Source organism: Shewanella sp. Sh95 (assembly GCF_001308045.1).
Lineage (GTDB): Bacteria > Pseudomonadota > Gammaproteobacteria > Enterobacterales > Shewanellaceae > Shewanella > Shewanella xiamenensis.
This window is the reverse complement of sequence record NZ_LGYY01000227.1, coordinates 1-1,409: the sequence shown is the minus strand read 5'-3', so window position 1 is coordinate 1,409 and position 1,409 is coordinate 1. Positions and strand designations below refer to the sequence as shown.

Sequence of the window (1,409 nt, the reverse complement as noted above, 5' to 3'; positions counted from 1 at the left end):
GATATAACGAGGAGGTTAAAAATTCGGGACTTTTCAGAAACCTAAAACCACGCTCGACATTCTGCTGGGCTTTATAGGTAGCCAACAGCTCAGCCATGGTGAGCGTTTCACTGTGATCATTGGTCGCGAGGATGAACACCCCTGTCTGGTTGCGCGCCTCAGCCACCCGCGCCAAGCTACTTGCGGCTAACCCCTTGATGTGAAATTGGTAGTTCACCGGCATTTCACCCTTTTGGGGCCTTCCGCGCCCTGCATAGATAGGTTCACTCACGACTTCTGCTTCTAGTTGCAGCAGATTTAAGCTGACAGCAAAACGGGCTAATTCAGCCTGCGCATCGGTCTCGCAGGCAAAACGCTGGGCACATAATTTGTTGAAGGCTTTCAGTTCACGCGTGCTGTCTTTCAGTAGGTTTTTGGCTAATGTTTGCTGCTCACGGTGGCTGGCCTGTTCGCTGCGCACCAGCAACCAACGCTGCGCGACGTCGGCATAATTGGCGCTTTGCCAACAGCCATGATAGCCATTGCCCAGCGCAACCAGCGACTGGGTGCCAATGGTTGCCACGGCTCGCTTGGCTTCATTGAGGGTGACAGGCACACGAGTCACGAACAACTGTTGCTGTTGTGCCAGTAGTTGCAAGGTGTCGGCGCAATACAGCGCCGCATCGCCGACCAGATAACGACTCTCCTGCGCGGCCTTGAGACTGCTCAAGTGGCGCCGTACCGTCTGGGCAAAGGCCTTGGTATCATTAATATTACCACTCAAGGCTTGCATGTAGATGGGCAGGCCGGCCTGATTTTCACAGATAAGCTCCAGGATAACCTGGTTTAGCTCTGGCCGATGGTCGCGGCTATAGCCCCGTACCAATTGCAACTTACCGAGCTGCTCGCCATCGGCTTGGTCATAGGCGCCATCGACGTGGAAGCTGGTGATATCGAGGTGTACTGCAGTACTTTTGAGCCCCAATCGTTCAACGACCTGCTCCGCCATCACCTGATAAAGCGTGCTGACATCGGCCTCAAAGAGGGCATCAAGGCAGCGGCCGAGCACATCATCATTGAGGTCATCGGCACAGATCCCCGGGCCAATCAGGCGTTCTACAGGCTTGTTGGCAAAGAATTGCGGGAACATGTGCAAGGTCGAACTATGAAAGCCAAGACCGTTCAGTATCATCGCCACCAACGCTTCACCATGTGAGACTTTGTAGGGCGGCGTTTTGGGTAGCACCGCATCAATCATGCGAGCAATGCCGAGTTCTTGGCAAAGTGCAGCGACCAAACCAAGGTGGTCGAGGTTACGGATAGAGATAGCGGGAGCGGCCATGATGAATTACCTGCAAAAGAGAGTAATAGATCAGAATGACCGATCGCCGTCAAGTTTTTTAAATCGAAAATTAGGTGCGGAATGACGG

1 protein-coding gene is annotated in these 1,409 nt (G+C 53.4%); it reads right to left on the bottom strand.

All coding sequences use genetic code 11. The annotated features are described in order from the left end of the window. Window positions 1-1,321, bottom strand: a 1,321-nt coding sequence (locus AEA42_RS16675; RefSeq protein WP_055648331.1) for an IS1634-like element ISShes12 family transposase, incomplete at its 3' end; no start/stop codon positions are given. Window positions 1,322-1,409 lie beyond the last annotated feature (88 nt).